Origin of the sequence: Nocardia sp. CA-119907, from assembly GCF_050955995.1 — a bacterium.
GTDB lineage: Bacteria > Actinomycetota > Actinomycetes > Mycobacteriales > Mycobacteriaceae > Nocardia.
Map to the genome: position 1 here is coordinate 4,461,291 of NZ_CP192091.1, position 23,898 is coordinate 4,485,188.

Sequence of the window (23,898 nt, forward strand, 5' to 3'; positions counted from 1 at the left end):
CGCTTGTGGCGCACCAGGGTTCGACCGAGGGACAGGTTTGCGCCGAGGTGGACTGCGGCGGAACGATCGTCGGGGGGTACTGCGATGCCTGCGGGACCGCACCTGCGACGTCCGCGCTGTCGAGTCTGTCGACCCGCTCGGCCAGCACCCGTGCCTCTGGGCGCTCGGTGCGCACCGGCCGGTCGTCGTCGAAATCCAGTGCGCGCGGTCGCCTCGGCGCGGGCATGGTGGATGTGCCGCGGATGCCGCGCATCGATCCGGCCACCGCGGTCATGGCCGATCCGCAGGTCGCCGAGGGAAAACGGTTCTGCGGCACATGCGAACGGCCCGTCGGGCGCGGCCGCGACGGTGCACCCGGCCGCAGCGAGGGCTTCTGCCCGAACTGCGGCACCCGGTTCTCCTTCGCGCCGAAGCTGGGCAAGGGCGATCTGGTCGGCGGTCAGTACGACGTTGTCGGCTGTCTGGCGCACGGCGGGCTCGGCTGGATCTACCTGGCCACCGACCGCAATGTCAGCGGCCGCTGGGTGGTGCTGAAAGGCCTGCTGAATTCCGGAGATCTGGACGCGATGGCGGCAGCGGTCGCCGAGACGCGGTTCCTGGCCGAGGTCGAGCACCCCAGCATTGTCAAGATCTACAACTTCGTCGAACACCGCGGCGCCGACGGGGTAACCGTCGGCTACATCGTGATGGAGTACGTCGGCGGCACCTCGCTCAAACAGATTCTGCGCACCCGTCGCGACGGCGACGGCAGCTACCTGCCGGCACCCCAGGCCATCGCCTACATCCTGGAGATGCTGCCCGCCCTCGGTTATCTGCACTCGCTCGGCCTCGCCTACTGTGATTTCAAGCCCGACAACGTGATGCAGACCGATGAGCAACTCAAACTCATCGATATGGGCGCGGTGATCGCCATGGACGATCAGGACAGCCCCATCTACGGAACCATCGGCTATCAAGCACCGGAGATCTCCGAAACCGGGCCGACCATCGCCACCGAGGTGTACATGGTGGGCCGCACCCTCGCGGTGCTGATGATGAATGTGCCGCAGCAGGGCGGACATTTCGGCGCACTGCCCGGGCCGAACGCCGAACCGCTACTGGCGAAATACGATTCGCTGCACCGATTCATCCTGCGTGCCACAGACGTCGATCCGGAGGCGCGATTCGCCTCGATGGAGGAGATGGCCGATCAGCTGACCGGTGTGCTGCGGGAGGTGCTGAGCACCGATGACGGCGTGCCGCGTCCGGGTATGTCGGCGTACTTCGGGCCGCCGCGCCGTGTCTTCGGTGTGCAGGAGGCACCGACACCGGCCAGTATTGTCGCAGCACTGCCGGTTCCGCTGGTCGATCCGAACGACAGCGGTTCGGCGTTGCTGGCGACCACCGGCGGGACCACGCCAACCGACTTGGAGCAGGCGTTCGAGGCCGGGCTGCGCTCGGTGCTCACGACGCGCGGTACATCGGCGTCGGTGGAGATTCCGCTGCGGTTGGTGCGCGCCGCGCTCGAGGTCGGCGATCCGACCGGTGCGCTGCGCCGCATCGACGAACTGGCCGACACCCTGCCCGGTGACTGGCGGCTCGCCTGGTATCGCGGCCAAGCCGAATTGCTCGCGGGCGACTTCGACGCCGCCTACGCCGAATTCGATGCCGTGTACGCCGCATTACCCGGCGAGGCCGCCCCGAAATTGGCCCAGGCCGCCGTCGCCGAATTGGCTGGTGCGCAACCGGATAGACGACAGGCCGCGTACTACTACGACACCGTCTGGCGCACCGATCACAGCCACGTCAGCGCGGCCTTCGGTCTGGCCCGGCTGCGCACCGCGGACGGTGATCGCGATGGCGCGGTGACCGTCCTGGACCAGGTGGATGCGGCCTCGGCGCTCTACGCCGAAGCCCGGTTGACCGCCGTGGACACAATGCTGGCCGATCGCACACCCGACGAACTGTCCGAACCGATCCTGCGGGATGCGGGCGGACGGGTCGAGGCCTTGCACATCGACTCGAAAAGCCGTGGCGCACAGGCGCGAATGCGCGTGCTCGACGCCGCACTCGAGTGGCTGCGTGCGGGCAGAGCACCGACAACACATGACGCGCTGCTCGGCGCGAATCTCGATCAGGACGGAGTACGGACCGGTTTGGAGCGTTGCTATCGCGATCTCGCCCGCGAAACCGATGATATGTGGACACGATTCGAGCTGGTCGATCGAGCCAATGCGATCCGGCCGAGGACGACCTTATGATGAATTCTGCGTCGCAGAGCGACTCGCTGCGGGGTGCTGGTCCGGAAACGGGTGGGTCGGAGCCGAATACGGCGCTATCGCCGCGGTGCCCGGAATGCGATGCGCGGGTCGGGGTGGCCGATCGGTTCTGCGAGGCGTGCGGGCGCGAACTCGGCGCCCGCCGGATCGCGCTGCCGTGGTCGGATCCGGATGCGCGACCCAGTTGTGAGGGCTGCGGCGGCACCAGCTATGACGCCGACGGTTACTGCCGCGGCTGTGGGCAGTTACGTCCGGAGCCGGACCGGTTCGAGGCCGATCTCGGCGCGGTCTATGTCGCGACCGATCGCGGTATCGCGCACGCGCGCAACGAGGACGCGGTCGCGGCCGCCGTGGTCGAGCACGTCGACAAGCGCCCCATCGCCACGGTAGTCGCGGTCAGCGACGGGGTCTCCACCTCGGAGGATCCGCAGGCGGCCTCGGGTGCGGCGGCACGCGCGGGTGTCGATGCCTGCCTCACCGCCTTGGCCGACGCACGGTCCGGCACCGCGGTTGTCATGGCCGGGCTCACGGCGGCGGCGCAGGCGGTCCGCGATATCGCGGTGCACGAAGGCCACGCCCCATCGTGCACCTATGTTTCGGCCATCGTGCGCGGATACGATGGCGACGGCGTGGAGATCACCGTCGTGAATGTCGGTGACAGCCGCGCATATTGGTTGCGCGGTGACGGCATCGAACCGATCGCGGGTGGGAACGCGCCATCGCGACGCTTGAGCGTGGACGATTCGTGGGCGCAGGCGCTGGTGGACGCCGGCGCGATGGACGAGGAGTCCGCGATGCGGGATCCGCGGGCGCATACGTTGCTGCGCTGGCTCGGTGCCGACAGTGAGGACAGACCATGGTCGGACAGATGCGTGCAAACCTTCCACACCACCGGCCCAGGGGTACTGCTGCTGTGCAGTGACGGGCTCTGGAACTACGTATCCGATCCGGCGGAGCTGGCGCGGATGGTCAACGGGGTACCGCGCGCAGAGGCGGCGCGTGGCCTCATCGAATTTGCGCTACGGTCCGGGGGGAGCGACAACATCACCGTTGCGCTGGTGCCGATCGGGCCATCGGTCGATGCAGGAGAAGCACAGTGAGTTCCATAGCGGATAAGGGTATTTCGGTAGCGATCGATCAGAACGAATATCTGGGCGAGGGCGCGGATACGGTGGACGCGGTGGTCACCGTGGAGACCGGCGCGGATTTCGTGGCCGCCGGACCGGCCCCACAGCGGCTAGAAGTGCTGATCATCGATTGCTCCGGATCGATGGCAACCGGCAAGAAGTTCGAGGGCGCGCGCCGGGCCACCATGGCCGCACTCGATGTACTGAAGGACGGCACCCGGTTCGCGATCATCGAGGGCACCTCCATGGCGCGATTGACCTATCCGAGTGATAAACCAACGGTGCCGGCCAACCGCGACACCAGGGCCGCGGCCCGCCGCGCGCTGGACAAGCTGCGTCCCAACGGCGGCACCGCCATGGGCACCTGGCTCGGACTCACTCGCCAGCTGGCCAAGAAGCACCCCGGCGCGATGGTGCACGCCATCCTGCTCACCGACGGCAAGAACGAACACGAGGAACCGGAGGCGCTGGCCGCCGAGATCGAACAGTCCGAGGGAATATTCACCTGCGATTGCCGCGGCGTCGGAACCGACTGGCGGGTGGACGAATTGCGCACCATCGCCTCGGCACTGCACGGCAGCGTCGATATCGTCGCCGATCCGGCCAATCTGGCGGCGGACTTCGCCACCATGATGCAGACCTCGATGGCCAAGGCGATTCCGGAACTGACACTGCGACTGTGGACACCTGCCGGGGCCAGCGTTCGGTTCGTCAAACAGGTCGCGCCGACGATCGAGGATCTGACCGCGCGGCGCACCGACACGGGTCCGCAGCTGGGGGAGTACCCGCTCGGGGCCTGGGGTGCGGAGGACCGCGACTACCACGTGCAGGTGCGGGTCGAGCCCGCCGCGCCGGGGCGGGAAAAGCTCGCGGCCAGGGTCAGCGTGGTCGCGGGCGAGGAGGTGGTCGGGCAGGGCCTGGTCCGTGCGGTGTGGACCACCGAGACCGAGCTGTCGGCCCGAATCAGCAGGCGCGTCGCGCATTACACCGGGCAGGCCGAACTCGCGCAGGTCGTGCAGGAGGGACTGAGCGCACGCAAGAACGGCGATGCGGAAACCGCGACGGCGAAGCTTCGGCGCGCGGTGGAGTTGGCGGCCGAATCCGGCAATGAGGGCACGGCGAAGCTATTGCGCGGGGTGGTCGAGGTGGACGAGCGCAATGGCACCGTGCGGTTGCGCGCCCAGGTCGAGGCCGCCGACGAAATGGCCTTGGACGCAAGGTCTACCAAGACGGCGCGGGTACGCAAGGAGCGGTAATGGCGATTGCCACCTGTCCGGACGGGCATCAGTCCGTCGCGATGGACTATTGCGATGTCTGCGGTTCGCCGATCGGGGCGCCCGCGCCGACGGTGGCGGTCGCGCTGTGCCCGTCCTGTGGCGCGCCGAGTGATGGCCGATTCTGTGAAGTGTGCGGGCATGATTCGGCGCTGCCGACTCCGGCGGCGCGGACTCCCGCGTCCGCGTCCACCGAAATCATCACCACGACAGCGGTTTCCACCACACCCAGTCTGCTGACGTGGGTCGCCACCATCACCGCCGATCGCGAATTCTACGATCGGGTGCAGGCCCGCAAGGGCCCCGATGTCGATCAGGTCGAATTTCCGGTGTTCTATCCCGAGCGCCGAATCATCTTGCGCGGCAACGACATCCTGATCGGCAAGCACAGCGTCTCCCAGGGGCTGCAACCCGAGATCGATCTGGGCATCGCCCCGGCCGACGCCGGAGTCTCACGCGCGCACGCCACCATTCACATCACCGACACCGGCATCAGCATCACCGATCTCGGCTCCACCAATGGCACCAGCCTCAATGGCAGTGAGGACCTGATTCCAGCCAATGTGGCGGTCCCGCTGGCGAGCGGGGACCGCATCCATCTCGGTGGCTGGACCACCATCATCGTGATGGCGGAACCTGCCTGATCGTTCACCGGACAGGTGACCCACCGGATCTGAGCGTGATATCGCGCAGCACTTCCTCGATGCTGCGCATGACATGCGAGCGCCATCCGGCGTCCATGATCGTGCGCGCCTTCTGCTGGAGTGGGTTGTCCGGATCGAAACCGGTGTGCTCCAAGAACAATCGGGTGCCCTTGCCTTCGGGCCGCAGGGTCCAGGTGATCGTCCAATCGGCGCCGTGTTCCGCACTCGGGTCGGCGTCGCGCCAGCCGACACGCAGCATTCGCTCCAGCTCGAAGGCCAGCACCTCGGCCGCGATCACCCCGGAAAAGCCGGTCGCCGGAATGGCTTTCGCGTCGATGGTGTATCGGTGCCCGACCTCGAGCCGGAAGTCCGCTGGCATGAACCATCGCGCGAGCAACTCCGGTTCGGTCAGCGCGCGCCACACCTTGCCCGGACTGTGCGCGAGGAACTGGTCCACGTGGATGGTGGTCGGATCATCGGTCATGCTCATTCCTCCTCCATGGTGTCCAGCAGGTCACGCAGCCCGGCCAGCTTCTCGCGCCAGAACCGCTCGAACGGGTGCAGCCATTCCTGGATCTCGTACAGCGGGGCCGCCTCCAGTCGATACAGCCGTTGCCTTCCAACCTTGTTCTCACTGACCAACTCGGCCTCCCGCAACACCCGCAGATGTTCGGAGAAGCTCGGCCGCGCCATCTCGAAGTGCGCGGCCAGGTCGGTCACCGGCTGCGGTCCGCCATCGCGCAGCAGCCGCAATACCTCGCGCCGGACCGGGCTGGCCAGCGCCGCGAAGACCCGGCCCTCGGGCACGTCAACCGGCATCGTGGTCATCGGCTCGCCGCGGCCAGCACGAAACGGTTGCCGTCGGGATCGGTCAGTGTGGCCTGGCGACCCCATGGCAGCTCGGTCGGGCCCTCGACCTGCGCACCGGCCTTTGTCAGCACCGCGCAATCCGCATCGAGGTCCGCGGTTTCGAGAATGACGCCGCTCGAACTGCCCGGCGTGAAACCCTGTTCCGCACTGGCCAGCGTGAACGCGGTCTGGGCGCCCTTGGGCGCGACCTGCAGCCAGCGCACCGGCCCCATCTGCTGATCCACCAGCAGCTCGAATCCGAGCGTGTCGACATAGAAATCCTTGGCCCGCTCCTGGTCGGAGACGGGCACGGTGACGACCTTGGCATGGGTGATGTTCACGGCCCCGAATCATAGGTAGGAAAAATCCTACATGTCAAGAACGCCGAATCGGGACCGATTGGTCGGTTACTATGCGCGTAGTATGTGGTTATGGGGTTCGAGTGGCCGGACTGGGCGTTCGCGCACCTGATCGGCATCGGACCCCGGGAAGTACGCCAAGTCCTCGAAGGCACTCGGCGGTGGCCGCGGATCGCCGATGACGGGAACGTCACGGTCTTGTCGGTCTGGGGTCGCACCGGTGCCGGTCGGCCGTTGATCGTGGCGACGCGCCAGCAGGACCATTGGACCTGGCTGATCATCGGCGCCCGCGAGATGCGCGCCGACGAACTGAAAATGTTCGAGGAGTGGGAACAGGAGAACCGGTGATGAACGAGAAGGATTTCCCGTCCACCCCGGACGAAGTGACGGCGTTCATGGATCGGCTGACTTTCAGCAATGAACCGGTCCCGCCGGACAAGGCGCCGCCGCCGCTCGCCCCCGGTGACGACATCGTGGTGACCAGCTCCATCCGCATGCCGCTGGAACTGCACACCCGGGTCAAGCAGTTGGCCGACGCCCGCGGCATCGGCATGTCGACGCTGATCCGCGAGTGGATGGAGGCCGCCATCGCCGAACTCGATGGCGATCAGCTGATCTCCCGCGCCGATGCGGTGCGGGCACTGTCGCGGCTGCACCCGATCCACCGGGCGAGCTGACAGCTCGGGGTGCCGGTAAGGAGCGTGTCACCAGCCGCAAACGGCGGGCTTATGCGCGCGGGGCGGCTCCGCTGGTGACGGCTGCCGCGGCGGAGGTGACCGCGGTTAGTGCGTGGTCCAGGCCAGTGCGGTTGCGGCGGTGGTGCCGGAGAATCCCTTGTCGATGAAGATGCGCTCGCGCGGCACGCCGAGGGCGAGCAGCTGCTCGGTTTGGATCTCGACGTCTTGTTCGTCGGTGGAAAAGCGCACGTATCCGACACGGAAGGGCTCGATCACGCCGCGATCGTTCCAGATGCGGGGGTCCACCCGGACAGTTCGCGGAACACCTGCGACCACGGCTCGGATCCTTCGGTCGTGGTGTTCCGGTGGGCGTTCGGCTAACGGGACACCGCCGTGCGGGCCGAAGTTTCAGGGTTCGACGGGCTGGCGACGGGCGTGCTGGTGCAGGGTCAGCAGCAGGTGATCGAATTGCGAGCGCGTCGCCGGTGATATCTGGATGGTGGCGATTTCGTCGATCAGGTGAGCTGCCAGATCACGCAGGCGGATGTTGGTTTCCTGTGACCGCCACACCAGTACGCGGAACGCTTGCTCGGCGCTGATGCCGTAGACGAGCATCAGCGCTCCTTTGGCCTGCTCGATCAGCACCCGATGTTGGAGTATCTGCGGTAGCAGGTCGTCGAGGATTGCGTGGGTCTGTGCGGCGTCGCGGTCGGTCAGGTCGATGTAGTAGCCCTCGGTGCCGACCACGGCGCCGGTGTCGTCGATGATCGAGTCCGACACCACCGCGACGTCGTGCTCGGTGCAGTGGGTGTCGATGATGCGGTGGCGGCTGGAGAACGGGGCGTGGTCGCGCACAGAGGTGACCATTGCCGCTTCCGCTCGGTCGCGGTCATCGGGATGTTTGTGCGACAGCAGCAGTTCGGTGGTCGGGGTCACTTCGCCGGGCGTGTAGCCGTGCATGCGGGCCACCTCGTCGGACCATTCCCAGCGTTGGTCGGCGAACCGGAACCGGAACCAGCCCGCGTGCAGCGCGTTGCCGGCACCGACCACCTTCTCCACCGAGGCCAACACCTCACCGGTGCCGCGGTCGTCCTCGGTCATGGCCTCGGTGTCGCATCCGGCGGCTGGGCGGGAGCCATGATGGTGTTCCACCAGGATCGCAGGGGGCTGGGTTCGGGCCAGTGCACCACCGGTGAGTCGCCGGAATCGGTTGCGGCGGTGAGCGTGTGGCCCGCGTCGAGGCAATGATCGGCTGGGGCATGCGGATGTGATCGGGGGGTCATGATGATCCTTGTGCTGATGTACTGGTCGGCGCGTGCTGCTCACGGTGCCGAGATCGGGCCGGGTAGCACGAGCCTGTCGGGTTGTGGCCGCGGGACCCGGGTCACGGCATGTGGTAGCGGCAGCGCGGCCGGCGTTGCGGGCGGTGTGACGGGATGGGTGCGGTGGTGTGTGCGCGGCTGTAGGGCACGACGCGGGTGGCTTCGGGGCCGCGGCCGGTGTCGGCGGCGGTGAACACCACCGGTTGCCCGGCGCGCAGGGTTTTGAACCCGCGGACATCGATCACCTGGTAGTCGACGAACACCGCGGGACCGGTATCGGGAGTCAGGAACCCGAAACCCTTCTCGGCGTTGAACCAGGCGACCTGGCCGTGCTGCCAGCGTGGTAGTTCTCCCCTGCCGTCGGCGTGTGGCTCGCACCGGGTGGTATCGGCTGCGGCGGTGGGGGTTTGGTCAGTCGGTGTTGCCGTAGTCGTGGTCATAGTCGTCATCGCAGTCGAGTGGGGTGATCCAGGCTTGGTCGAAACGGTCGGCGGTCGCGGCAGCATCGAAAGTGGCGCGCACCCGCTCGGCCAGTGGGTGTAGCGCGGTGGTGTCCAGGCCGACGTCGCGGTCGCTGTCACCGACAAGAGCGTTCTGTTCGGCGCGGTCGAAGTCGCTGCCTGCCGGGACGAAGGTCGTGGTGTTGGTCATGGCGGTCCCCTCCTCGGATGTCATCGTGGGAGTCGATTCGGCGAAAGGGCCGGGTGAGCCCGGAAGCCTCGAGCTGACCGGGCTCACCCGTCGACGGAAGGAATCTGACGCAGTGTTGTGAAGGATCGCGCGCGGGGACGGGAACGACGCGCCTTGCCTGCGATGCCACCTCGAGTGGCTGTGCACGCCCGTCTCGAGTGTTTCGGACCGGGGACTGGTGCCGGGTACAGGCTCAGGGGTCGACGCGCGCCTCCCACGCGGATCGGTTGTGCTGTTGGGGAACAGGCATCACCTCCTCGAACGCTCACGATCTCGGATTCGGGACGACACCGCGCCCGGGACCCGGGGGACCGCGCGGAGCCGGTGAGACCGGGCCCGGGCTGCGGCCGTGCAGGCGTGCGGGCCGCCCCGTGCGCGCCCGCCCGGACCGGCGCGACCGCGGCGCCGGGTTCGGCCCCGGGCGCGGCGCACGGGGCGCGGCGGCACTCAGAATCTCCTCGACCTCGGCGAACAACTGCTCGAGGTCGGGATCCAACGCGAGCAGCGGCGCATCGGGCCACGAGGTTTCCGTGGCGCTGGCACTGGTCGGTGTGCTCATCACCGGACCCGATCGTCGCCGTGGGAGACCCGGGATCAGGCGTTGATGGCCTGACGGTCGGGCTCGGCGCGGGTGATCTCGATCTTGCGGGGCTTGGCCTTCTCCGCGACCGGGATCGACAACCGCAGCACGCCGTCGCGGTAGTCGGCGCGGATCGCGTCGGTGTCGAGATTGTCACCCAGGAACAACTGGCGAGAGAACACACCGCGGGTGCGTTCCGCGGCGATCATCGACCGCCCCGGATCCAGCTCCGGGCGCGAGGCCTTCACGGTGACCACATTGCGCTCGACATCCAGGTCGAGAGAGTCCGGGTCGATACCGGGCAGGTCGAATTCGACGCAGAACTCGTCGCCGTCACGCCAAGCGTCCATCGGCATCACCGCCGGCCGCGCCGGCGTGCCGAACACCGCCTGCGTCAGGCGATCCAGGTCACGGAAGGGATCGGTACGCATCAGCATGGTCGCCACCTCCCATTCACTCCATTCTCGATCGAAGGGACTCAGATAACTTGTGTCATCTGGCTGAGATTTGTTTTAGCACTCTACTGAGGAGAGTGCAAGCATCATGCTGAGGTAATCTGGATAGCACGAGAGAGGAGCCCGATGCTGCCGGATCGACACGACCATTACCCGCCCGGTCACCGCCCCGGCCCGGGGCAGGCGGTGTACGGGATCTCGGTGGCCGCCGAGCTGGCCGGGATGGGAGCGCATTCGCTGCGCCTGTACGAGCAGCACGGGCTTCTCACCCCGGCCCGCAGCTCGGGTGGCACCCGCCGCTACAGCGACGATGACCTGGCGCGGCTGGCGCGTATCGCCGCCCTGGCCGGGCAGGGGATCAACCTGGTCGCGATCGCGCGGATCCTCGACCTCGAAGACGCCAACACCGCGCTGCGCGACACCAACGCCGCGCTCACCGCCGAACGCGACCAGCTCCGCGGCCACCACCGCGACTGCTCGTGACCGGCATGACATGCCGGTCACGAGGCCCGGTCGCCAGGATGTTTGAGCTCGGCGATCTCGAGCCAGCTGCACGTCGGCAGCGCCGTGTGCAGAGCCTCCAGTTCCGTGCGTATCTCCTCGCGCAGGGCGTCGATGAACTCGGTCGGATCCAGGGGTTACGCAGCTTGCCCTAGTGCTCGATCCGGCGTTCCTCGACGTCGGCCGGCAGGTCCTGGGCCGGTTTGCGCCACTTGTCGGCGCCGACGACCCATATCTGCTTGCACCGCAACTGATCCCGCAACGCCTGGAACGTGCAGATCTCGTACACCATCCGCACCACCCGCCGATTCCCCGCCTTGTCGGTCTGATACACCGGCCGCGTGGGAACCGGCCACGCTCGGTATAGAAGCGGAGCAAGATCGCGAACCGAGTCTGGTCGGACCACGCTTGCTACCGATCAACTCCGGCTTGGCGTTCCACGAGCGTCGACACGTCGATCAGCTCGTCCTGGTCCACCTCACGCACCACAGCCGCGCAAGCTACACCGAGATCAGCACCGCCACAGGACAATTGCGGCAGGTAACACGATCCTTTCCGCCGACATACACGGCCTTCGCCCCACCTTGCGGCCGGTGACACGATCCTTACCGGAACCCCAGCTCAGGGGAAGGGCAGGGGCTGGCCTTGCCTGGCGGTCAATAGTGCCGTCATCTCGCCGATTTCATTGCCCTGCTCATCGACCATCTCCAGCGCCGCCCGCGTGACCGCCGGGGCGGAGCCGGTATTGAAGGCGGCCTGCGCCATCGCCACACCGCCACGGTGATGGCGAATCATCAACTGCAGGAACAGGACTTCCGCCGCCGTGCCGTGCAGCCCGGCGAGCTGGGCGATCTCGGCAGTGGATGCCAACCCGGGCATGGGTGCGCCGTGACCGCTGTGCTCATGACCCATCCAATGCATCGGCTGATCGGAGCTCAGCGGTAAGTCGAACGGTTGCAGCCAGCCGCGCATCTGGGCGATTTCGGCGGTCTGCGCCAGCACGATCCGCTCGGCTACGCCACGAATCTGCGGTCCCGTGTCGCCGGGCAGCGTTCTTGCGAGCAGTACCGCCTGCTCGTGATGGACCGACATGTCCTGGGCGAATCCGATATCCACGGTCGACAGCGGTCCAGCCCCTCCGTCAGAGTTCGGTCGATGTGCCCAAAACCCCACCGCCGCACCGACTATCAGACAGATGACGGCCACCGCCGCAAATCGGAGGCGTTCACGACCCAACGGTGGACTCCTGATCGGCGGGCGGTGTGTAGACCCCGTTGTCCAGCCGCAGCACCATGAATCCGTTATCGGTGCAGGTGGTCCAGATCTGGTCACCATGGAACATCGGTGGCGACAGGCACCAATCCGAGCTGATATCGCCGCCGAATATCATGCCCGAGCGCGGGCCGAACATGGTGGCCGGATCGAGTTTGCCGTTGACGAGTTCGCGGGCCAGCGGAACATAGTTCCAGACTGGAGCGCCGATGACGGCGGTGTCGGCGTGCACCGAATTCAGCAGCTGCCCTTGCCTGCCCGTCTGCGCGGGCGGGTTGTAGTAGGCGATTTCGCGGATATCGCCGGGATCGCGCACATCGAAGACGCGAATGCCCGAGGCGATCCAACTGCATGCCAGCGCGGTCGGATCGGCAGGCCGATCGGCGACGCAGTAGTGCGCGTCGTAGGAGAAGATTCCGTTGCCGGTCGCCGATTGGGCATGCTCGCCGAGGTGCTCGGGCATATTGATCTCGAGTTTGATCGTCGCGACCCTCCTGGCATTGGCCGGATCGGCGACGTCGATCAATTTCACACCGCCGGAACCGGCTTCGTCGCCGGTGAAGATATACGGCCTACCCTCGTAGGTGACCGGGACGGATTGCTGGTTGAAGTAGCCGTCGGCCCAGTGATACGTCGCGATCTGCGGCACCACGGGATACTGATCCCGCCGTTGGATCGCGCTGATGTCGAGAATATTTATGCCGTTCTGGATGGAGAAGTACATGGTGTCGCCGTCCGGACTGATGCCGAAACCGTGTGCGGTCAACGACTGCAGTCCATGCCAGATCACCCGCGGATTCGCCGGATCGCTCACATCGATGGCGGTGAGCAGCCCCGGGCTGGTGCTGGAGGCCCAGTAGGTATTGCCATCGGGGGAGAAGCCGCCCTCATGTGACAGGAATGGCAACGGCATTGTCAGGTCGGTGCCCGGACCGGGGTTGAGCAGCACGGGGTGCGCGCAGTCGGAAATATCGTAGATGGAGAAGTAGGCGGTGCCGGTGGTGATCGGAACGGCGGTCGCGGCCAATAGCTTCCGGGCGGTATTGACCTTGAGGGTCTCCCAGGTTCCGCCCAGCATCGCGGGCTCGTTCAGCGTCGCGGTGTGCACCGGATCGGCCGGGTTGGAAACATCGAGGACGTGCACGCCCGGCGCCGCACCATCGAGCAGATTTCCGGGAAAGAACGTGCCCGTATACGAGCAATGGTCATAAGTCGGCGACAGAATCCCGCCACCCTGCTGCTGCAACCCACCGACGAGCGAAATATTGCACCGATACCCCTCGGTGCTGCGCCCACTGGCCCGATCCACCGCCGGAACATCGCCCTGCAGCCCGGTCTCCGGCAGTGATCCGGCCCCGCACTCCGCCTGCGGGACCGCCGATTGCGCGATATCGGTCCAGGCGTAAACCCCGGCCCGCGCGGGCAACCCGATCATTGTGAACGAAACAACCAGTGCCGCAACAGCACCCAGCATCGGCAGTCGTGGCATCCAACCCCTCCGAACATTCCGCGAAACGTCCGCACCACATTCTGGTCTGCCCCACCCGGAGCACGAACTTAGAACAAGTTACAACTCAACGAGTCCGCACAGGCCCGTTTCCGCCGATCTCCTTCGGCCATCCGGCCGGGGATGAGTGTCGCGGTCGTGCTCGATGCCGAAAATGACTGGCGCACGGCTGCGAACATGGCAGGTATGGATTCGGCCGTTTACCTGATCACCGGCATTCAAGCCGCTGGGAAGTCGACTGTCGCACAGGCGCTGGCGCAGCGGTTGCCGCGATCGGCACATGTGCGCGGGGATACGTTCCGGCGCTTCATTATCGGCGGTAGGGCGGAGATGAGCCCCGAACCGTCGGCGGCGGCCCTGGAGCAACTGCGGCTGCGGCATGCGCTGGCCGCCCATACCGCCGACGGATACGCGGCGGCCGGAATCACCGCGATCGTCCAGGATGTCGTGCTCGGAGAATTCCTACCGTGGACCATCGAGCGGATCAAGACGCGGCCGCTGTATGTGGTGGTACTCACGCCATCACCGGCCGCGGTCGCGGCTCGAGAGGCTGGCCGAGGGAAGGTCGCCTATGCCGGCTTTACCATCGAGAGCCTGGACGAGGTCCTCCGGTCGCAGACACCGCGCATCGGATTATGGTTGGACACTTCCGATCTCACGGTCGAGCAGACCGTCGACCAGATTCTCGAGCGGGCCCGACCCCTCTGCGACGCGGGTGGCTCGGCCGGGTATCACGCGATCGGATGATTGGTCAGCGGCGTCATCTGGTGGATGTCGTGGCGCAGGCGGAGTCCGGCGATCTCCTCGGGATCCGGGCAGTGCTCAATAGATCACTACCGCGGCAGGACTCTGGGATACGGTTCGGCGATAGGTGTGAGCGATTCGGTGGCCGGACCTTCCAAGAGGGTTCCGTCAGCGGCGAATCGGGACCCGTGCAGCGGACAGTCCCAGGATCGTTCCGCATCGTTCCACCGCACGATGCCGTACAGATGCGGGCAGACCGCGCTGACCTCGGTGGTCGCGCCGTCGACGGTGCAGACGGCGGTGGGTCGCAACCCGTGGCGTTCGACTCGCCCGCAGCCCTCGGCCGGAACCTCGCCGTGTCCGGTGCCGAGCGAGTGCAGCCAGCCTGTCGAAAGCTGATGGCCCACTGCGGTATTGGCAAGCGTAGCGGCGGGCAATGATTTCAGTTCGCTCGCGCGCCAACTCGCGAAGGCGTCCGACCAGCGGGGCGGCTTGCCGTTGATGTGGCCGACGATGGCCAACGCCGCCGCGACGCCATTCGCCATGCCCCACTTGGCATAGCCGGTAGCGACGAGGATGCGGTTCTGCCTGGGCAACAGCGGGCCGACATACGGCAGTTCGTCCACGGGATGGTAATCCTGCGCTGACCAGCTGAGCAGCGGTTCGGCGGTGGGGAAGCAGCCGAGTGTCCAGTCGATCAGCTCCGCAGCGCGGCGGCCAGCGGCATTCGTCCGCCCGACCACGTGGCCGTTGCCGCCGACCAAGAGCAGGTCCGCGCCGTCGGGACCAGGTACATAGCGCAGCGATCGGGTGGGCTGTCCCGCGCTGATGAACATCTCGTGGGGGATCGGCTCGGATACCGTGAACGCGCTCAGGTAGGAGCGCTCGGCGGTGAGCCGGGCGAAGAATCCGCCGCGGTCGAGTATCGGTGTGCCGGTGGCCAAGACGATCGTGCGCGCGTGCAGATCGCCGTGCTCGGTCTCGATGGTCAACTCGTCTTTGTCGCCGCCGCGGACACCCTTGGCCAGGGTGGATTCGAAGATCGGCGCGGCATGCGACTCGATATCGGCGGCGAGGGTGGCCAGCAGTGCCATCGGATCGAGTTGGGCCTGATCCTCCAGGCGGACCGCACCGTGCGCAGGAAATGGCACATCCAGCTCCTCGACCAGTGTGGTGGGCAGCCCCGCGGCACGCGTCGCCTCGTATTCCGCTCGCACAGCCGACATTTCGGACTCGGTCTGGGCGTAGGTGAGCGCCGGGACGCGCTGCACGGCCACCGCGTGCTCGGCGCAGTAGTGCAGTAACCACTGCAGCCCTTCCCGATTGGCCGCTACGTAGTCGGTCACCGCCCGATCGCCGTGACGACCGCGGATCTGTTGCGCACGGATCCCCTGCAGCAGACTGATCTTCGCGGTGCTGGCTCCTGTCGTACCCGCGCCGATGCGTTTGCTCTCGACCACGGCGACCTCGACGCCGCTCTCGGCCAAGAGCAAGGCGGTCACCAAACCGGTCAGCCCGCCGCCGACCACGACGGTGTCGAAGTGCAGACCCGGTGTGAGCCGCAGCCGCGCCGGAACCTCGGCGTCGTTCAACCACAGTGACGTCATGCTCTGGCCATAACCGCTCCGGCCCGGACGAAACCTTCGGATCGGTCGGATATGCGGGCAGGAATTTCGGCGAGTCTGCCCATGAAAATTCAGAGTTTCGGTTCAACGGGCCGATCCCGGGTATGCGGCCAATGTCCACCTGAAAACCGATATTTCGGAGGTAGATATCGTGTCCGAGCACAAGAGCGGTCCCCGTGAAGGGCTCGAAGGCGTCGTCGAAGGCGCCAAGGGCAAGGTCAAGGAGGCGGCTGGCGCGGTCTTCGGAAACGACGAACTGCGGGACGAAGGCAGGTCCCAGCAGGACAAGGCGGAATCACAGCGTGCGGCGGCGAAAAAGGAAGCGGCCGCTGAGAAGGAGCGTGCCGAAGCCGAGTTGGAGGAACAACGCCAGCGCGCTTACCAGCAGCGACAGTAGCTATCCGTAGTCACTGCATGTAACGAGAAGAATGGGTTGCCGGACAATCTGTCCGGCAACCCATTTCGCTGTGTCCCATTTCGCTGTGTCGTAAGAACAGCGCTTATTTCGGCACCAAGATCCCGGTCAAGTCGGCTTTGCGAATGGGTGTATCGGGATTGGCCTGTGCCCTGCACATCAGTTCTATCGCGGCGATCGAGGCATCGACAGTTTGCTCGTTGGTCGACGGCGCATTGTGGTTTCGCTCCTGCTCGAGAAATTTGCTGACGGTGACCCGCTGTTTGTCCTTGTCCTGCGCGACGAATTCACTGCACGGGGTATCCCCGCCCTTGTTGACCGCCTTTTCGGCCTCTTCGCAGCCGCTCGCGAAGACCGCGAGCGCGACGGCCGCGGCCATCACCGCGCCGACGCGACATCGCCGGTTCTCAGGTGTCCTCATTGTCGATCGTTCCTCCTCGAAAGGATTTCGCCGATCACATCGGCGTCACGATCGGCATACCCGGGTGGCGATCACCGAATCAGTGACCGCCCGATGGAAGATCGCCGTGTGTATGCCTGCCCAGCGCGGGTATGCGCCATCTGTGACCGCTGGTGACCAGGACTGGGACCGCCGAACCAGGCACGAGACCGAAACCCAGCGGCTGGACCGCAATTGGGCCAGTCTGATCCAGGAGTTGCGGGTGGTCCAGACGGGCGTGCAATTCCTGATCGGATCGCTGCTGCTCCTCCCGTTCCAGGCCGGATTCGCCACCCTGTCGCAGCCGATGCGGCTGCTCTATCTGGCAACGGTGGCCGCGGCGATGGGTGCGACGGTATTCCTGGTCGCTCCGGTGGCATGGCATCGCATCCTGTTCCGGCGGCACCGGCTGGGCAATGTCGTCGCCGCGGCGCACCGCTGCGCCATGGCCGGGATCGCGCTGCTCGGACTCGCGCTGACCGGTGCGACGACGCTGGTGACGCAGAGTGTCGCGGGACCGGTAGCGGGAGTGGTGTCGGGGGCGGTGGTCGCAGCGCTGTTCGCAGTCGCCTGGATGCTCGCGCCGTGGCGCTGGCGGCATGCCGGTGAGCGATCGGATGGTTGAACCGGCGCACCCCACCTGCCAGACTATTGAGAGGTTGAGACTACAGCCGACCCCCGGTCCGACACACGACACACCATGCGGGACCGGCCAGCGGGAGCTGGCAAGCGACACCTGACGCAGGCGACTACCGACGCGGCAGTAACGATCGAGCCACGTTGCCGCCCCTCCCGCCGACCTGTCGCGCAGGATCGGGCATCCCTCTGGGAGGTTTGATATGTCCGCCGTTCTTCAGTACCGATCAGACGGTCAGCACCGGGCCGGATTACGACCGCGGAGTCGGTTCTGGGCGCAACGGATGGACCGCCGCAGACAATGCGTGGTCATCCGCGCGGAAGGTGAACTCGATGCGGCCGCGCTCCCGGAATTCCGTGCGATGCTCGAGCGGGCGGTGACCACCCGCTGTCATGCCGTCGTCCTGGACCTGCGCGCCACCAGATTCCTGAGCATTCGCGCCGCGGCAACCATCGGCGCGATCACCCACCGGGCCGCCCGCGGCGGTCCGAATGTCCGGGTCGTGTCGGGCCGCCGTGAGGTCGACCGCGTGCTCGCCGTCACCGGCGTGCGCGCCATATGCTGCGATTTCCCGTCGATGCGCGCCGCGCTCGACACCTGATATGGTCTTAAGTCCCTGGTCTGGCCGATATCCGGCGTCGGACGTCGGCGCACTCCATACTTGCGGCTGTGACAGAGAGTCGATCGGTGTCGCCCGAGGATGCGCGGGCGCTGGGCCGGATTATCGGCGCGGGTAAACCGCAGCGTATCGGGACCTTCCACTTCTGGTTCGCCGATCAGCGGTGGCAGTGGTCCGACGAGGTCGCACGGCTACACGGGTACGAGCCCGGAACCGTGCAACCGACCACCGAGCTGCTGCTGTCGCACAAACATCCCGAGGATCGCGCACAGGTGGCCGACACCCTGGCCAAATCCATCGAGACCGCGCGGCCGTTCTCGAGTCGGCACCGGATCATCGATACCGCGGGCCGGGTGCACCACGTCATCGTGGTCGCCGATCAGATGCTCGACGAGACGGATTCGGTGATCGGAACCTCCGGGTACTACATCGACCTCACCGCCGCGCTCGACGAGCGTCAGCAGGAGACCCTGGACGATGCGCTGCCAGAGCTGTACGAGGCACGGGCGGTGATCGAGCAGGCCAAGGGCGCGCTGATGCTGGTCTACGGCCTCAACGCCGACCAGGCCTTCCGGATGCTGAGCTGGCGCTCCCAGGAGACCAATATCAAATTGCGGACACTGGCCGTGCGATTGGTCGCCGATCTGAGCTCACTGACCGATTCGATGGCCGATCTGCGCACGAAGTTCGACCACTTACTGTTGACTGCGCATGAACGGATCGAGGCCGACTGATTCGAATCCCCACCGGTTGCGATGTTTCGATCGTGGTCGGCCGGGTACGTCGCGAATGGTCCCCGACCCGAAGGCAGGTTCCGGTCGGCTCGGAGGAATAGGTGGTGATGGGCATGGGGGAGTGGAGTTCCCAGTCCGCTGCGGAGAAGACAACGACGATCGGGGTTCGCGTCCCCGCCCAGCTCGAGCAGCTGACCATGCTGCGCGCGCTCGCCGAAACCGTCGCGCTGATCGCGGATTTCGCGATCGATGAGGTGGTCGATATCCGCCTCGCACTCGATGAGGTGGCCACCTCGCTGATCCTGGACGCGGTGCCGGGGTCCACGCTGGACTGCGACTTCACCTATAGCGACAACGAAATGTTCGTGCACGTCGCCGCGGTGGCGGTATCGGAATCGGTGGTCGGTCAGGCCGGATTCGGCTGGCATATCGTTCGCACGCTGACGCAGTCGATCGCTGCGGTGCAGGAGCCGTTCGACAGCGCGGTTTCCGGCTATCCGACGATCGTCGATTTCAGCTGGGCGCGAGGCAGCGATGGCGGCTGAGTCGAGAGCGCACCGCGACAGCTACGACAATATCGAGCCACTGTTCGAGAAGATCGCTGCCCTGGACAGGGCCGATCCCCGTCGAGAAGCGTTGCGGGAGGAGCTGATCGGCCGCTGCCTGCCGCTGGCCGAACATATCGCGCGCAAGTTCTCCGGGCGCGGCGAGAACTTCGACGATCTGCTTCAGGTGGCACGCTTGGGGCTGGTCCAGGCGGCGGATAGATTCGATGTGACCCGCGGTTCCTCGTTCCTGTCGTTCGCGGTGCCGACCATCATGGGCGAGGTGCGCCGACATTTCCGGGACAATACCTGGGCGGTGCGTGTGCCGCGACGCACCAAGGAGATCCAGCTCAATATCGGACCCGCCATCGAGGCGATGGCGCAGCGGCTGGGCCGCTTGCCGAAGGCCCGCGAGATCGCCGAGGAGCTTTCGGTGGACCTGGTCGAGGTCACCCAGGCGCTCATCGCGGGCAATGCCTACCAGTCCAGCTCCATCGACGCGGTGGTGGGCGATGACATCGAGAACGCGCCCCTGCCCCTGCTGGACAGTCTCGGCTCCGAGGAGCCCAGCTACCAGTATGTGGAGGACTATCTGGCCGTCCGGCCGCTGATCGAGGACCTGCCGGAGCGGGAACGGCAGGTGCTCATCATGCGTTTTTTCGAGACGAAGACCCAGTCTCAGATCGCCGAGCAGATGGGCGTCTCGCAGATGCACGTCTCCCGGATACTGTCCAGAACGCTGGGCAAGCTGCGCGATCAAGCGATGCGCGATTAACTGGTTGGGAAGATGTTGTCGCCCAACGCGTTTCGTTGTGATCGGATGCACTGTTTGCCCGAGGTTACGTACGGGTACGCGTGAGGTAACCGGACAAACGATGCCGACGCGCAAGGAGGTCGTCATGAACGATCAGCGACGACCGGGCACCCGAGATCCGTACGCGGGACCGGGGGCTTCGAGGTCGCTGAAGAAACCGCCGGAATCGATCTCGCGCGCCGAGAGCACGGGGCCCGCTCGTATCCTCGTCACCCGCAATCATGACGTGATCCGGCGCTGGGCCGAACAGCGCGGCGCCCGCCCGGCCACCATGCCCGGCAGCGAGTACGACGGTCGCCTCGGCGTGTTGCGTTTCGACTTTCCCGGCTACGGCGGCGCCGTGCTGCGCGCGGTCGGCTGGGACGAATGGTTCGCCACCTTCGACGCGCGACGGCTCACATTCCGGTACCAGGAGCGCCGGGCCGACGGCGGAACCAGCAATTTCAACCGGCTGGAACAGTCTCATCGCGAAGACTGGTGATCTCGGTCCTTTTGTGACCGAGATCACCACCAATTTGCGCAAAACGGGTGTGCGCACCCAAGGTGGAGTAGCCGGACGCTAACCGACTGCTCGTGACCTGCCGTTTACCGAATGGCCGGTGCGGGTACTTCTGAAGTTGGCAAAGGTGCTCGAAGGCGGACTGTCGCGTCGGTTATGGGTACGCGAGTCTCCGCGTCGCGTCGCGTCCGCGTGGCTGCAAGGGATGAGGGCTTGACCGCAAACCTGATGATCGTTGACGACGACGAAGTGGTCCGGGGCGCGCTGCGCACGGCCATGGAGGATGAGGGTTACGACGTTGCCGAGGCGCACGAGGCCGAGGACGCGCTGACCTATCTGCGCAGCAATGGCGCCCCCGATGTGATGATCGTGGAGCTGATGCTCGGCGATATGGACGGCTTCGACTGCATCCGAGAGATCCGGCGCGAACACGACGTGCCGATCATCGTGGTCAGCTCCCGCGACGACACCCACGATGTGGTGGCTGCCTTGGAGGCGGGCGCTGACGACTATGTCACCAAGCCGTTCGAGATCAAGGAGATCTCCGCCCGCATGCGCGCGCTGCGCCGCCGCGCCCGCCTCACCATGGAGCGGGAAGCGCCGCGGGAGGCGGTACTCGACGCGCATCCGGCCGCACCGCTGGTGCTCGATCGCGACGGTGGCGCGGTGCGCCGCGGCGAGGACGAAATCCGGCTCACCATCACCGAATTCAAATTGCTCTGCGAACTCGCGGAGTCGCCGGGCCGGGTGCTCAGCCGTTCGGTATTGCTCGAAAGAGTCTGGGACGACGGCTTTTTCGGCGACGAGCGGATCGTCGACGTGCATATGCGCCGCCTGCGCACCAAGATCGAGCGCGATGCCTCCGATCCACACATCGTGGTTACCGTGCGCGGACTTGGGTATCGGCTCGATCCGCAGCGCTGAAACATCCAAAAGTGTGACCTAGCCTGCAGTTGTGATCTTTTCGTAACACAACCGCAAAGAGATCGACTGGTTCACCTCAAAGTTGCTCCGTAAGCCTGGATAAGTACTGCAGACCCGACCAGGGAGATGTATGTCACTGCACACCTTGTCCACCGCAACGATTGATCCGTCGGTCACCGAATACCCTTCGGCCGTACCGATTTCGGCGCCGCACGCGCAGCCGGTGCTGCGCCCGCCACGAGTCGGCGACGCTGCCCAGATCTGGCGAATTGCCAAGGATTCGCGGGTCCTCGACACCAACTCCAGCTACGCCTACCTGCTGTGGTGTCGCGATTTCGCCAGCACCTCGGTGGTCGCCGAAGTGAACGACCGGGTCGTCGGATTCGTGATCGGCTACCTGCGCCCACAGGCGCCGGAGACGGTGTTCGTGTGGCAGGTCGCGGTCGAGCGCGAACAGCAGGGACGCGGCTTGGGTGCCGCACTGCTGCACACACTGCTCGATACCGTTGCGGCCGCAGGTGTTTCGGCGCTGGAGACGACGATCGCGCCGGATAATCCGGCCTCGATCGCGATGTTCGGCTCGGTCGCGCGCCGACGAGCCGCCCAAATGACCAAGCAGCCCCTATTCGATTCCGATCTCTTCCCGGACAGCCACGCTGACGAGGACCTCTATCTGATCGCCCCTACCGTCCGAAAGCAGGAGGATCACCGTTGATTACCGCCGAGACGACCATTTTCGAGGAACTCGAGTCCAATGTCCGTGGATATTGCCGGGCCTGGCCAACGGTGTTCACCACCGCGTCGGGCACCTGGTTGCGCGCCGAGGACGGCAAGGAGTACCTCGACTTCTTCGCCGGTGCGGGGGCGTTGAACTACGGCCACAACAATCCGGTGCTCAAGCGGCCGCTGCTGGAGTACATCGCCGGTGACGGGATCACACACGGCCTGGATATGTCGACCGTGGCCAAGCGGCGACTGCTGGAAACGTTGCGCGACACCGTCTTCGCGCCGCGCGGGCTGGAGTACAAGGTCCAGTTCCCCGGACCGACCGGCGCCAATGCCGTTGAGGCCGCGTTGAAGTTGGCCCGCAAGGTCACCGGTCGCGAGACGATCATCAGCTTCACCAACGCTTTTCACGGCATGTCGCTCGGGGCGCTGTCGGTGACCGGCAATGCCGCCAAGCGTGCTGGTGCCGGCGTGCCGCTGGTCCATGCCGCGCATATGCCCTATGACGGGTACTTCGACAACACCACCGCCGATTTCCAGTGGATGGAGCGAGTCCTCGACGACACCTCATCCGGTTTCGATCGGCCCGCCGCGGTCATCGTGGAGACGATCCAGGGTGAGGGTGGGGTCAATATCGCACGACCCGAGTGGCTGCGGCATCTGGCCGAATTGTGCACGGCGCGTGGCATTCTGCTGATCGTCGACGATGTGCAGATGGGCTGCGGCCGGACCGGGCCGTTCTTCTCCTTCGAGGTCGCCGGCATCACCCCCGATATCGTGACGCTGTCGAAGTCCATCGGCGGCTACGGCTTGCCGATGGCGCTGGTGCTGTTCAAACCGGACCTCGACCAGTGGGCACCGGGCGAGCACAACGGCACCTTCCGCGGCAATAACCCGGCCTTCATCACCGCGCAGACCGCGCTGGAGCACTTCTGGTCCGATGGTGCGCTACAGGCCTCGACCGAGGCGAAGGGACAGCGCATCGGTGCGGCGCTGACCCAGGTGGCCGAGTACTTCCCCGGTATTTCGACGCGGGGTCGCGGACTGGTGCACGGCATCGTCTTCGATGATCCCTCGCAGGCGGGCAAGGTCTGCCAGATCGCCTTCGAGCGCGGCCTGCTGGTCGAGACCTCCGGTTCGCTGGACGAAGTGGTGAAACTCTTGCCGCCGCTGACCGTCACCGATGACGAGATCGAGCACGGTCTGCGCGTGCTGACCGGCGCGATCGGCACCGTCTGCGGACAGGAGCGCTGAGATGATCGTGCGCAGCACCGCGGAGATCACCGGTACCGACCGCGATGTCGAGGGCCAGGGCTGGCGCAGCAAGCGCATCGTGCTCGGCGGCGACGGCGTCGGATTCTCCTTCCACGAGACCACTATCGAGGCCGGGACCGTGCACGAGTTCCACTACCGCCATCACGTGGAGGCGGTCTGGCTCATCGAAGGCGAAGGGACACTGACGGATCTGGACAGCGGCATCACCTACGCCTTGGCGCCCGGCTCGATGTATCTGCTGGACGGACACGAACGCCACCGCCTGGAGGTGCGCACCGAGATGCGGATGATGTGCGTGTTCAACCCGCCGGTCACCGGGCAGGAGGTCCACGACAGTAACGGCGTCTACCCGCTCGTCGTGGCCCAGATCGGCGCATAGGAGGCGCA

33 protein-coding genes and 1 pseudogene are annotated in these 23,898 nt (G+C 66.0%); 19 read left to right on the forward strand and 15 right to left on the reverse strand.

Annotated features, from left to right (window positions below; all coding sequences use genetic code 11):
- Nucleotides 1–5 precede the first annotated feature (5 nt).
- From ACQP2D_RS19540 to ACQP2D_RS19555, 4 genes are read left to right on the forward strand one after another with little or no spacing between them, the layout of a single operon-like run.
- Nucleotides 6–2,240 carry a tetratricopeptide repeat protein gene (locus tag ACQP2D_RS19540; protein ID WP_433685134.1) on the forward strand — a complete coding sequence of 745 codons (2,235 nt, stop codon included), beginning with the start codon at nucleotides 6–8 and terminating at the stop codon, nucleotides 2,238–2,240.
- On the forward strand, nucleotides 2,240–3,358 hold the full coding sequence (locus ACQP2D_RS19545) for a phosphatase (protein WP_433685135.1): 1,119 nt from the start codon (nucleotides 2,240–2,242) through the stop codon (nucleotides 3,356–3,358). The genes ACQP2D_RS19540 and ACQP2D_RS19545 overlap by 1 nt, the downstream gene beginning before the upstream one ends.
- Nucleotides 3,355–4,641, forward strand: a complete 1,287-nt coding sequence (locus tag ACQP2D_RS19550) for a vWA domain-containing protein (protein ID WP_433685136.1) — start codon at nucleotides 3,355–3,357, stop codon at nucleotides 4,639–4,641. The genes ACQP2D_RS19545 and ACQP2D_RS19550 overlap by 4 nt, the downstream gene beginning before the upstream one ends.
- A complete protein-coding gene (locus ACQP2D_RS19555; RefSeq protein WP_433685137.1) occupies nucleotides 4,641–5,303 on the forward strand; it encodes an FHA domain-containing protein in 663 nt (220 codons plus the stop codon). The genes ACQP2D_RS19550 and ACQP2D_RS19555 overlap by 1 nt, the downstream gene beginning before the upstream one ends.
- Before the next feature lie 4 nt (nucleotides 5,304–5,307).
- Here ACQP2D_RS19555 and ACQP2D_RS19560 read toward each other — a convergent pair whose 3' ends face one another.
- Genes ACQP2D_RS19560 through ACQP2D_RS19570 form a run of 3 tightly spaced genes read right to left on the reverse strand, consistent with a single transcriptional unit; the run spans nucleotide 5,308 to nucleotide 6,493 of the window.
- Nucleotides 5,308–5,787, reverse strand: a complete 480-nt coding sequence (locus ACQP2D_RS19560; protein WP_433685138.1) for an SRPBCC family protein — start codon at nucleotides 5,785–5,787, stop codon at nucleotides 5,308–5,310.
- A 2-nt stretch (nucleotides 5,788–5,789) separates the two neighbouring features.
- Nucleotides 5,790–6,131, reverse strand: coding sequence for an ArsR/SmtB family transcription factor (locus ACQP2D_RS19565; RefSeq protein ID WP_433685139.1), 342 nt, complete (start codon nucleotides 6,129–6,131; stop codon nucleotides 5,790–5,792).
- Nucleotides 6,128–6,493 carry a glyoxalase superfamily protein gene (locus tag ACQP2D_RS19570; RefSeq protein ID WP_433685140.1) on the reverse strand — a complete coding sequence of 122 codons (366 nt, stop codon included), beginning with the start codon at nucleotides 6,491–6,493 and terminating at the stop codon, nucleotides 6,128–6,130. Before ACQP2D_RS19570 ends, ACQP2D_RS19565 begins: the two co-directional genes overlap by 4 nt.
- A 90-nt stretch (nucleotides 6,494–6,583) precedes the next feature.
- Between ACQP2D_RS19570 and ACQP2D_RS19575 the strand changes: the two genes are divergently transcribed.
- Nucleotides 6,584–6,859 carry a hypothetical protein gene (locus tag ACQP2D_RS19575; RefSeq protein WP_433685141.1) on the forward strand — a complete coding sequence of 92 codons (276 nt, stop codon included), beginning with the start codon at nucleotides 6,584–6,586 and terminating at the stop codon, nucleotides 6,857–6,859.
- The gene (locus ACQP2D_RS19580) at nucleotides 6,859–7,188 is read left to right on the forward strand and encodes a hypothetical protein (protein ID WP_355186352.1); all 330 of its coding nucleotides are present in this window, start codon (nucleotides 6,859–6,861) and stop codon (nucleotides 7,186–7,188) included. The genes ACQP2D_RS19575 and ACQP2D_RS19580 overlap by 1 nt, the downstream gene beginning before the upstream one ends.
- 105 nt (nucleotides 7,189–7,293) lie before the next feature.
- Here the strand turns inward: ACQP2D_RS19580 and ACQP2D_RS19585 are convergent, their stop codons facing one another.
- From ACQP2D_RS19585 to ACQP2D_RS19615, 7 genes and pseudogenes are all read right to left on the reverse strand, one after another.
- A complete protein-coding gene (locus tag ACQP2D_RS19585; RefSeq protein WP_433685142.1) occupies nucleotides 7,294–7,524 on the reverse strand; it encodes a recombinase family protein in 231 nt (76 codons plus the stop codon).
- Nucleotides 7,525–7,596: 72 nt separating this feature from the next.
- A complete protein-coding gene (locus ACQP2D_RS19590; RefSeq protein WP_433685144.1) occupies nucleotides 7,597–8,289 on the reverse strand; it encodes a PAS and ANTAR domain-containing protein in 693 nt (230 codons plus the stop codon).
- Complete coding sequence (locus ACQP2D_RS19595) at nucleotides 8,286–8,471, reverse strand: hypothetical protein (RefSeq protein WP_433685145.1); 186 nt, start codon at nucleotides 8,469–8,471, stop codon at nucleotides 8,286–8,288. Before ACQP2D_RS19595 ends, ACQP2D_RS19590 begins: the two co-directional genes overlap by 4 nt.
- 188 nt (nucleotides 8,472–8,659) lie before the next feature.
- A pseudogene (locus ACQP2D_RS19600) lies at nucleotides 8,660–8,839 on the reverse strand (cold-shock protein); the annotation flags it as partial.
- Between the two features lie 82 nt (nucleotides 8,840–8,921).
- Complete coding sequence (locus ACQP2D_RS19605; protein ID WP_433685146.1) at nucleotides 8,922–9,161, reverse strand: hypothetical protein; 240 nt, start codon at nucleotides 9,159–9,161, stop codon at nucleotides 8,922–8,924.
- A gap of 304 nt (nucleotides 9,162–9,465) precedes the next feature.
- A complete protein-coding gene (locus tag ACQP2D_RS19610; RefSeq protein ID WP_433685147.1) occupies nucleotides 9,466–9,759 on the reverse strand; it encodes a hypothetical protein in 294 nt (97 codons plus the stop codon).
- Between the two features lie 35 nt (nucleotides 9,760–9,794).
- Nucleotides 9,795–10,217, reverse strand: coding sequence for an Hsp20/alpha crystallin family protein (locus ACQP2D_RS19615; RefSeq protein ID WP_433685148.1), 423 nt, complete (start codon nucleotides 10,215–10,217; stop codon nucleotides 9,795–9,797).
- Between the two features lie 144 nt (nucleotides 10,218–10,361).
- Here ACQP2D_RS19615 and ACQP2D_RS19620 point away from each other — a divergent pair, with 144 nt between their 5' ends.
- Nucleotides 10,362–10,718, forward strand: a complete 357-nt coding sequence (locus ACQP2D_RS19620; protein WP_433685149.1) for a MerR family transcriptional regulator — start codon at nucleotides 10,362–10,364, stop codon at nucleotides 10,716–10,718.
- A gap of 169 nt (nucleotides 10,719–10,887) precedes the next feature.
- Here the strand turns inward: ACQP2D_RS19620 and ACQP2D_RS19625 are convergent, their stop codons facing one another.
- The 3 genes from ACQP2D_RS19625 to ACQP2D_RS19635 form a co-directional block, all read right to left on the reverse strand.
- Nucleotides 10,888–11,070 carry a hypothetical protein gene (locus ACQP2D_RS19625; protein ID WP_433685150.1) on the reverse strand — a complete coding sequence of 61 codons (183 nt, stop codon included), beginning with the start codon at nucleotides 11,068–11,070 and terminating at the stop codon, nucleotides 10,888–10,890.
- Between the two features lie 287 nt (nucleotides 11,071–11,357).
- Nucleotides 11,358–11,852: a DUF305 domain-containing protein gene (locus ACQP2D_RS19630; protein ID WP_433685151.1), complete on the reverse strand. Its 495-nt coding sequence runs from the start codon at nucleotides 11,850–11,852 to the stop codon at nucleotides 11,358–11,360.
- A 109-nt stretch (nucleotides 11,853–11,961) separates the two neighbouring features.
- Complete coding sequence (locus ACQP2D_RS19635; RefSeq protein WP_433685707.1) at nucleotides 11,962–13,443, reverse strand: LVIVD repeat-containing protein; 1,482 nt, start codon at nucleotides 13,441–13,443, stop codon at nucleotides 11,962–11,964.
- A gap of 258 nt (nucleotides 13,444–13,701) precedes the next feature.
- Between ACQP2D_RS19635 and ACQP2D_RS19640 the strand changes: the two genes are divergently transcribed.
- Nucleotides 13,702–14,262, forward strand: coding sequence for an AAA family ATPase (locus tag ACQP2D_RS19640; RefSeq protein ID WP_433685152.1), 561 nt, complete (start codon nucleotides 13,702–13,704; stop codon nucleotides 14,260–14,262).
- A gap of 86 nt (nucleotides 14,263–14,348) precedes the next feature.
- On the opposite strand, the gene ACQP2D_RS19645 is transcribed toward ACQP2D_RS19640, so the two are convergent.
- Entirely contained in the window at nucleotides 14,349–15,866 is a 1,518-nt protein-coding gene (locus ACQP2D_RS19645) for an FAD-dependent oxidoreductase (RefSeq protein ID WP_433685153.1), read from the reverse strand.
- Nucleotides 15,867–16,035: 169 nt separating this feature from the next.
- Between ACQP2D_RS19645 and mbp1 the strand changes: the two genes are divergently transcribed.
- Nucleotides 16,036–16,281, forward strand: a complete 246-nt coding sequence (mbp1, locus tag ACQP2D_RS19650; protein WP_433685155.1) for a microaggregate-binding protein 1 — start codon at nucleotides 16,036–16,038, stop codon at nucleotides 16,279–16,281.
- 103 nt (nucleotides 16,282–16,384) lie between these two features.
- On the opposite strand, the gene ACQP2D_RS19655 is transcribed toward mbp1, so the two are convergent.
- Nucleotides 16,385–16,678 carry a hypothetical protein gene (locus tag ACQP2D_RS19655; RefSeq protein ID WP_433685156.1) on the reverse strand — a complete coding sequence of 98 codons (294 nt, stop codon included), beginning with the start codon at nucleotides 16,676–16,678 and terminating at the stop codon, nucleotides 16,385–16,387.
- 154 nt (nucleotides 16,679–16,832) lie between these two features.
- On the opposite strand from ACQP2D_RS19655, the gene ACQP2D_RS19660 reads away from it, so the two are divergent.
- The 10 genes from ACQP2D_RS19660 (at nucleotide 16,833) to ACQP2D_RS19705 (ending at nucleotide 23,890) form a co-directional block, all read left to right on the forward strand.
- On the forward strand, nucleotides 16,833–17,363 hold the full coding sequence (locus ACQP2D_RS19660; protein WP_433685708.1) for a DUF6328 family protein: 531 nt from the start codon (nucleotides 16,833–16,835) through the stop codon (nucleotides 17,361–17,363).
- Between the two features lie 295 nt (nucleotides 17,364–17,658).
- On the forward strand, nucleotides 17,659–17,976 hold the full coding sequence (locus ACQP2D_RS19665; protein WP_433685157.1) for an STAS domain-containing protein: 318 nt from the start codon (nucleotides 17,659–17,661) through the stop codon (nucleotides 17,974–17,976).
- A 68-nt stretch (nucleotides 17,977–18,044) separates the two neighbouring features.
- The gene (locus ACQP2D_RS19670) at nucleotides 18,045–18,728 is read left to right on the forward strand and encodes a PAS and ANTAR domain-containing protein (RefSeq protein ID WP_433685159.1); all 684 of its coding nucleotides are present in this window, start codon (nucleotides 18,045–18,047) and stop codon (nucleotides 18,726–18,728) included.
- Between the two features lie 113 nt (nucleotides 18,729–18,841).
- Nucleotides 18,842–19,273: an anti-sigma factor gene (locus tag ACQP2D_RS19675; protein WP_433685160.1), complete on the forward strand. Its 432-nt coding sequence runs from the start codon at nucleotides 18,842–18,844 to the stop codon at nucleotides 19,271–19,273.
- Nucleotides 19,263–20,048, forward strand: a complete 786-nt coding sequence (locus ACQP2D_RS19680) for an RNA polymerase sigma factor SigF (RefSeq protein WP_433685161.1) — start codon at nucleotides 19,263–19,265, stop codon at nucleotides 20,046–20,048. Before ACQP2D_RS19675 ends, ACQP2D_RS19680 begins: the two co-directional genes overlap by 11 nt.
- A 124-nt stretch (nucleotides 20,049–20,172) precedes the next feature.
- On the forward strand, nucleotides 20,173–20,568 hold the full coding sequence (locus tag ACQP2D_RS19685; protein ID WP_433685162.1) for a hypothetical protein: 396 nt from the start codon (nucleotides 20,173–20,175) through the stop codon (nucleotides 20,566–20,568).
- A gap of 231 nt (nucleotides 20,569–20,799) precedes the next feature.
- Nucleotides 20,800–21,510, forward strand: coding sequence for a response regulator (locus ACQP2D_RS19690; RefSeq protein WP_433685163.1), 711 nt, complete (start codon nucleotides 20,800–20,802; stop codon nucleotides 21,508–21,510).
- A 130-nt stretch (nucleotides 21,511–21,640) separates the two neighbouring features.
- On the forward strand, nucleotides 21,641–22,225 hold the full coding sequence (ectA, locus tag ACQP2D_RS19695; protein WP_433685164.1) for a diaminobutyrate acetyltransferase: 585 nt from the start codon (nucleotides 21,641–21,643) through the stop codon (nucleotides 22,223–22,225).
- Nucleotides 22,222–23,490, forward strand: a complete 1,269-nt coding sequence (gene ectB / locus ACQP2D_RS19700) for a diaminobutyrate--2-oxoglutarate transaminase (protein WP_433685165.1) — start codon at nucleotides 22,222–22,224, stop codon at nucleotides 23,488–23,490. Before ectA ends, ectB begins: the two co-directional genes overlap by 4 nt.
- 1 nt (nucleotide 23,491) lies before the next feature.
- Complete coding sequence (locus tag ACQP2D_RS19705) at nucleotides 23,492–23,890, forward strand: ectoine synthase (RefSeq protein ID WP_433685166.1); 399 nt, start codon at nucleotides 23,492–23,494, stop codon at nucleotides 23,888–23,890.
- Nucleotides 23,891–23,898 lie beyond the last annotated feature (8 nt).